At 64.4% G+C, this 6,335-nt stretch carries 12 protein-coding genes; 3 read left to right on the top strand and 9 right to left on the bottom strand.

The window, feature by feature from the left end:
* Positions 1-235: 235 nt before the first annotated feature.
* Genes GO986_RS11370 through GO986_RS11380 form a run of 3 tightly spaced genes read left to right on the top strand, consistent with a single transcriptional unit; the run spans position 236 to position 1,745 of the window.
* On the top strand, positions 236-811 hold the full coding sequence (locus GO986_RS11370) for a DUF2239 family protein (protein ID WP_157459417.1): 576 nt from the start codon (positions 236-238) through the stop codon (positions 809-811).
* Positions 808-1,140, top strand: coding sequence for a GIY-YIG nuclease family protein (locus GO986_RS11375; RefSeq protein ID WP_157459418.1), 333 nt, complete (start codon positions 808-810; stop codon positions 1,138-1,140). The genes GO986_RS11370 and GO986_RS11375 overlap by 4 nt, the downstream gene beginning before the upstream one ends.
* Positions 1,098-1,745, top strand: coding sequence for a hypothetical protein (locus tag GO986_RS11380; protein ID WP_157459419.1), 648 nt, complete (start codon positions 1,098-1,100; stop codon positions 1,743-1,745). Before GO986_RS11375 ends, GO986_RS11380 begins: the two co-directional genes overlap by 43 nt.
* 149 nt (positions 1,746-1,894) lie before the next feature.
* Here GO986_RS11380 and rplL read toward each other — a convergent pair whose 3' ends face one another.
* From rplL to GO986_RS11425, 9 genes are all read right to left on the bottom strand, one after another.
* On the bottom strand, positions 1,895-2,257 hold the full coding sequence (gene rplL, locus GO986_RS11385; protein ID WP_157459420.1) for a 50S ribosomal protein L7/L12: 363 nt from the start codon (positions 2,255-2,257) through the stop codon (positions 1,895-1,897).
* Between the two features lie 60 nt (positions 2,258-2,317).
* Positions 2,318-2,815, bottom strand: coding sequence for a 50S ribosomal protein L10 (rplJ, locus tag GO986_RS11390; protein WP_369409323.1), 498 nt, complete (start codon positions 2,813-2,815; stop codon positions 2,318-2,320).
* 212 nt (positions 2,816-3,027) lie between these two features.
* Positions 3,028-3,726, bottom strand: coding sequence for a 50S ribosomal protein L1 (rplA, locus tag GO986_RS11395; RefSeq protein WP_157459421.1), 699 nt, complete (start codon positions 3,724-3,726; stop codon positions 3,028-3,030).
* Positions 3,719-4,153, bottom strand: a complete 435-nt coding sequence (gene rplK / locus GO986_RS11400) for a 50S ribosomal protein L11 (protein ID WP_088248415.1) — start codon at positions 4,151-4,153, stop codon at positions 3,719-3,721. The genes rplA and rplK overlap by 8 nt, the downstream gene beginning before the upstream one ends.
* Before the next feature lie 157 nt (positions 4,154-4,310).
* Entirely contained in the window at positions 4,311-4,883 is a 573-nt protein-coding gene (gene nusG, locus GO986_RS11405; protein ID WP_157459422.1) for a transcription termination/antitermination protein NusG, read from the bottom strand.
* Positions 4,880-5,059 carry a preprotein translocase subunit SecE gene (gene secE, locus GO986_RS11410; protein WP_157459423.1) on the bottom strand — a complete coding sequence of 60 codons (180 nt, stop codon included), beginning with the start codon at positions 5,057-5,059 and terminating at the stop codon, positions 4,880-4,882. Before secE ends, nusG begins: the two co-directional genes overlap by 4 nt.
* A gap of 70 nt (positions 5,060-5,129) precedes the next feature.
* Positions 5,130-5,297: a 50S ribosomal protein L33 gene (gene rpmG / locus GO986_RS11415; RefSeq protein WP_022800165.1), complete on the bottom strand. Its 168-nt coding sequence runs from the start codon at positions 5,295-5,297 to the stop codon at positions 5,130-5,132.
* A gap of 152 nt (positions 5,298-5,449) precedes the next feature.
* Positions 5,450-5,995 carry a pyridoxamine 5'-phosphate oxidase family protein gene (locus GO986_RS11420; RefSeq protein ID WP_157459424.1) on the bottom strand — a complete coding sequence of 182 codons (546 nt, stop codon included), beginning with the start codon at positions 5,993-5,995 and terminating at the stop codon, positions 5,450-5,452.
* A gap of 63 nt (positions 5,996-6,058) precedes the next feature.
* Positions 6,059-6,335, bottom strand: a 277-nt coding sequence (locus tag GO986_RS11425) for an EF-Tu C-terminal domain-related protein (RefSeq protein WP_500778870.1), incomplete at its 5' end; no start/stop codon positions are given.

Here is a 6,335-nt window from a genome sequence, read left to right on the forward strand (position 1 = left end):
ACAGGGGGAGGGTTGTACACTCCTGCCCACACTGTGGTCGCCACAATCTCCTGGTTCTCGCCAGTTGGATGAATGACTGAGGCTGAAAGCTGCTAGTGAGATCCGGGCGCAGACCCTCTGGGCCACCTAAGGTTCGGTGGCTTCTTCTGCATCCTCCTGCGCCAATGTGGTCTAAGCCAATTATATTACCCGGAAGATATTGCGGTCTGATATTTCATCCGGGTAATATGCATCTATGTCAGAAGCCCCGACCTACAGCGCCTTTTTGGGCACTCGTCGCCTGGCCACCGGGCCACTGTCCGACACCCTCACCGCCGTTAAGACGGCTCTGGATGCCCTGCCTGGTCCCCGCACCCAACCGCTGATCGTCTTTAACGATGAAACGGGCCGCCCCGCCGACTTTGACTGGCGCGGCACTCTGGAGGAGGTGCTGGCCCGCCATGCGCCAGCGCCGTCCAGAACTGGTCCAGGTCGCCCGAAGCTGGGCGTGGTGTCGCGGGAGGTCAGCCTGCTGCCCCGGCACTGGGACTGGCTGGAAAGTCACCCGAACGGCGCCTCGGCCGCGCTGCGCCGCCTGATTGATGAGGCCCGCAAAGCTGACCCCGAAGGCGAGCGCCGCCGCGTGGCCAGTCTGGCGGCCGACCGCTTTCTCACGGTGATGGCCGGCGACCTGCCGGGCGCCGAGGACGCCAGCCGCGCCCTCTACGCCGCTGACTGGGGGGCGTTTGAGGCGGCGCTGGCCCCCTGGCCCGAAGACATTCGGCTGCACGCGCTGTACCTGGCGGCCCCTGCATTCGGTCAAGCTCAATGACAGAAGCCTCCCCACGCCATTACCGTGGGTTCACGCCCCGCATGGGCGTCTACCGCATTACCCATCTGCCGTCTGGCCGCACCTTGCTGGGCAGCAGCGTGCATGTCGAAGGCCTGCTCAACCGCATTCGCTTTCAGCTGGAACTGGGAGGGCACCGTCACGCCCAGATGCAGCGGGACTGGGCAGCGGATGGCCCGGCACAGTTCCGCTTCGAGGTGCTTGATGACCTTCAGCCCCAGCACCCCGGCGACGAGCCACTAGACGACCTCAAGGAGTTGCTTGCGTTATGGGAAGAGAAATTGAACCTTCCGGCGGGCCAGCGGTACTGACCCTGGCCCCAGGTCTGACGGCCGCCCAGTTAGAACAGCTGGCTGAAACAGCAGAGAAGCCGACCCGCGCCCTGATTGCCGCCCATCCCAACACCCCGCCGGCCCTGCTGGAGCGGCTGGCGGCTGACCACCCGGCCGAGGTGCTGGGGAACCCGGCCCTGCCGCTGCTGCGCCTAGCCCACCCCCGGCTGCTGCTGGACGTGCCCCTGCATGTCCTGCTGAGGCTGCTGGCACAACTGGACGCCCCGGCGTGGCTGTTGCGGCACGCGCTCATTGCCTCCGCTATAGAAATTCAGGCAGCGGCGGCGGCGCACCCTGCCCTGAATGAACGGCAGGTCGAGTGGCTGGCGCGTCATCCCGCCTGGCAGGTGCGCGCCCGCATTGCGGCCCGGCCCGAGTTGTCGGCCCGCTGGATAGAGCATCTGGCCGCCGACGCCGACTACGGGGTGCGGATGTACATCGCCTCGCGCGCCAACCTGCCGGCCCCCGTGGCGGGGCAACTGGCGGCTGACCCATCGCCCTTTGTGAGGCAGGTCCTGGCGCGTGCCCAGCAGACCGCGCTGGCGGTGTGGCTGATTACTCTCTGTGCGTTGCCGTGGGGGTAGCCGTGAACCGTGAGGCCGCTGCTCAAGCAGAGCCTTTGAATGGGGCAGACTTGCCTGCCTGAAAGCAACGGGAGGGGCTTCCCGTCTGCTAAAAACGAAAAACCCCCAGCCGCTGGGGCTGGGGGCTGCACACCCGGTTGGGGCAGGATTTACTTGAGTTCGACCTTGGCGCCAGCGGCTTCCAGCTGGGCCTTGATCTTCTCGGCGTCGTCCTTGTTCGCGCCTTCTTTCAGCACGCCGCCCTTCTCGCTCATGTCCTTGGCTTCCTTCAGGCCCAGGCCGGTGATGGCGCGGATTTCCTTAATGACGTTGATCTTGCTCGCGCCGGCGTCCACCAGCACCACGTCAAATTCGGTCTTCTCTTCCACAGCGGCGGCGGGGCCAGCAGCGGGGCCAGAGGCCACAGCGGCGGTCACGCCCCAGGTCTCTTTCAGGCCGTCAATCAGGTCGGCGAGTTCCATGATGGTGAGCTGGCCGAGTTGGTCAATAAGCGCTTGTTTGTCGTAAGCCATGATGTATTCCTCCGGAGGATGAAGTTGGGGGCGCCCCGGTCAGGGGGCAAGGCCGGTGCGTTAAGCGCCCTGGCCTTCGAGTTTTTCTTTGTACGCTTCGAGGATGCCCACGAAGTTGCTGAGGTGGGCGCTGAGGACGCCGACCAGTTCGCCTTGCAGGCTCTGCTTGCTGCCCAGGCTGGCCAGACGCTCGACGACTTTCACGTCAACGCGGTTGCCTTCGACAAAGCCGGCCTTAACGGCAGGGATGCCCTTGTCGTTGCCTTTGGCGGCGTCGCTGAGGGCCTTGGCTACCCCGGCGGGGTCGTCCTGGGCCACCACGATGGCGCTGGGACCCTTCAGGGCGTCGCTGAAATCGCGGCCGCTGCCCTGCAGGGCCAGGTGAATCAGGGTGTTCTTGGCAACAATCAGCTGCCCACCCTTCTCGCGGATGTCTTTGCGCAGTTTGCTCAGCTGACCGGCGGTCAGGCCCTGGTAATCAACCACGTAAAACGAGTCGATGCCCGAGAGGCTGCCCGTCAGGGTGCTAAGGGTCTGCTGGTTCTTTTCGTTCGCCACGCAGTACCTCCTTGGTGGGAACGAGTCCAGGTGCACGGTCGCGCCCCTGGCAACTCGGCGGGCTGTTTAAACCTGGCAAGGGTCCCCGCTGTCTTTGGTGCCGGAATGAAAACGGATTGGGGAGGTGCGAAAGCGCACCGGGGTGCCAAAAAAGAGGGTGATGGGTGCCAGTTGATGGTTTTTCTATCAACCTTCGGCCATCACCGCGCCGCTTAGGCGCTGCCGCCGCTCAGGGTCAGCTCGATGCTGGGGCCCATCGTGGTGGTCAGGAACGCGCTGCGCAGGAACACGCCCTTGGCGCTGCCGGGCTTGGCGGCCTCCAGCGCACCGATCAGCGCGCTGTAGTTGGCGCTGAGGTTACTGGGGTCGAAGCTGGCCTTGCCAATCGGGGCGTGCACCACGCCGGTCTTGTCGTTGCGGAATTCGATACGGCCAGCCTTGAGGCCGCGCACCATGCCGGTCACGTCGGGGCCGACGGTGCCGCTCTTGGGGTTGGGCAGCAGGCCGCGCGGCCCGAGCAGACGGGCGAGCTTCTGACCCACCTGGGCCATCATGTCGGGGGTCGCCACGACAGCGTCAAAGTCCATGAAGCCGCCGGCGATCCGCTCGATGAGGTCCTCGCTGCCGACGACATCGGCGCCCGCCGCTTCAGCAGCCTGCACGTTGTCGCCCTTGGTGATCACGGCCACGCGCACGCTGCGGCCGGTGCCGTGAGGCAGAGCTACAGTGCCGCGCACGTTCTGGTCGCTCTTGCGGGGGTCAATGCCCAGACGGAAGTGCACTTCCACGGTCTCGTCGAACTTCGCCGTGGCGATGTCCTTGACCAGCGCGGCGGCTTCGTCAATGGTGTACTGCTTGTTGCGGTCCACTTTGGCCGCCAGCGCTTCGTAGCGCTTGCCACGCTTAGGCATTGGGGGCCCCCTCGATGGTCACGCCCATGGAGCGGGCGGTGCCGGCCACGGTGTTGGCGGCGGCTTCCACGCTGCCCGCGTTCAGGTCGGGCATCTTGGTCTTGGCGATTTCCAGAACCTGATCCCAGTTGAGCTTGCCGACCTTGGCCTTGTTGGGGGTCGCGCTGCCCTTTTGCAGGCCGGCGGCCTTGCGAATCAGGTAGCTCATGGGAGGGGTTTTGGTGATGAAGGTAAACGAGCGGTCCGCGTAGATGGTGATCTCGACGGGGATGATCGCGTCACCCTTGTCGGCCGTCTGCGCGTTGAACGCCTTCGTGAACTCCATGATGTTCGCGCCGTACTGCCCCAGCGCGGGACCCACGGGGGGGGCCGGGGTGGCCTTGCCCGCCGGGAGTTGCAGTTTGACTAAGCCTGCGACTTTCTTCATTGAGATTCCTCCTTAGCTCCCCCGCGCCTGGCCTGGGCCGGGCTGGGGTGCTGACGCTAAGTTCTGTGCCGTTCGCCTCTAGGGGCAGAACAAGACAGCAACTTTTCTACTTTACCTGTCCGCCGCCTGTTTGCCAAGCGGCCGGGGCAGGTGTGTCTTACTTGGCCACCTGGCTAAAGTCGAGTTCGACCGGCGTCTCGCGGCCAAAGATGCTGACGAGCACCTTGACCTTCGACTGCGGAATGTTGACCTCGCTGATGAGGCCGCTGAAGTCCGCAAAGGGGCCGCCGGTCACGCGCACCATGTCGCCTGCCTTGAAGTCCACCTTGACGCGGGGCGCCTCGGCCGCCACCGGCTGGGCAGCGACGCCCACCGAGGCGAGCAGGCGCTGCACTTCATCAAACGACAGTGGGACGGGGCGGGTGGCGGTGCCCACGAAGCCGGTCACGCCGTTCGTGCCGCGCACCACTTCCCAGGACTCGCCCAGTTCGCCGGGCGCGTCGTCATCTTCCACGTCCATCTGCACGAAGACGTAGCCGGGAAACAGCTTGCGCGTGACCTCGACCTTCTTGCCGCCTTCCTGAAGTTCGACAGCCTTTTCTTCAGGCTGAATGACCTGGAAGATTTTCGTGCCGCGCATGCCCAGTTTGGTCGCACGCTCCATCAGGTGCTGCTCGACGCGGTCTTCCTGACCCACGTAGGTGTGCACGGCGTACCACTCGATACTCATGGCAGCACCAGCTGAATCAGGTTTCTGAACACGACGTCCATGGCATAGACAATCAGGGTCAGGGCCACGACGAAAATCAGCACGGCCTGCGTGCCTTCGAGCACCTGCGCCCGGCTGGGCCACGAGACCCGCGAGAGTTCAGCGCGCGAATCCCGGAAGTACTGAATCAAGTTCATGCGTTCACCTGCGACAAGACGAGAGGAAAGGTGGGCCGCCTGCGCCGGGGCTGAAGCCCGGCGGCGGGCATCAGACCTTCTTCTCTTTGAAGACCACGTGCTTTTTGGCCACGGGGTCGTACTTGCGCAGTTCCATCTTGGCCTGCGTGTTGCGGCGGTTCTTGGTGGTCGTGTAGTAGAAGCCGGTGCCGGCGCTGCTTTCCATTTTCACGATGATACGGGGGCCGTCTTTCGCCATGAGCTGCTCCTTCGCAAACGGCCCCGCGGGGGGCCCTCTGCTCCCAGCGTCCCTGAGTGGGCGGGGCCGTCAACGGGTGTGTCTGGCACGCTGGTAAAAGCCCGCCTTGGGGCGGGCAACATTCGAATTATAGGCACGCGGGCGGCAGGTGTCTACCGGCGGGGCAGGCCGGTGGGAAAACCGTCGATACTCAGCGTGTTTTTGCGCTCCCGGTACGCGGTAAGGTCTTCAGGGGTCTGGCGCTCTGCCCAGCGGTTGAGGTCCTCGCGTTGGCCTTCTATGGTCATCAGGGGCACGGCCATTCCACAGGAGGTCTGCACGAGGTCGACCTCAAGCACAAAGAGTTGCCGCGTGCCCGGCAGGGCAGGAAAGAGGGCCAGCAGCGTGTCCCAGCCGTCATCCCCCGGCTGGAGCATCTGTGCTTGCCCATACAGCCGCAAGATCAGTGGTGGTCCCTGAAACGCGCAGAACATCAGGGTCATACGCGGGGTTTGCAGGAGGTGCGCCGCCGTTTCGTTGCCGCTGCCGGTCACGTTGAGCCAGACCACCTGGGTTGGCCCCAGCACCCGCAGGCTGTCGAGGCCCTTGGGCGAGACGTTCACCCGCCCGTCTGGCGCAGCCGTCCCCACAAAAAAGAGAGGCTGCGCTTCTATAAAGGCGCGCAGGTGGTCACTGATGGCCGGCAGTTGCTTTGCCATACTCCAGGGTACAGGGCATCAAAAAAGAGGCCCCTCGAAGGGGCCTCTCTGGGTACTAGAGTCTTATTCGATGACTTTGGCAACGACGCCAGCGCCGACGGTGCGGCCACCTTCGCGGATGGCGAAGCGCAGGCCTTCTTCCATGGCGATGGGCTTGATCAGTTCCACGATGAACGTGATGTTGTCGCCCGGCATCACCATTTCCACGCCTTCAGGCAGTTCCACCACACCGGTCACGTCCGTCGTGCGGAAGTAGAACTGGGGACGGTACCCGCCGAAGAACGCGCTGTGACGCCCGCCTTCATCCTTGCTCAGCACGTACACGCTCGCTTCGAACTTG

The organism is Deinococcus arboris, assembly GCF_009755355.1.
Taxonomy (GTDB): domain Bacteria; phylum Deinococcota; class Deinococci; order Deinococcales; family Deinococcaceae; genus Deinococcus; species Deinococcus betulae.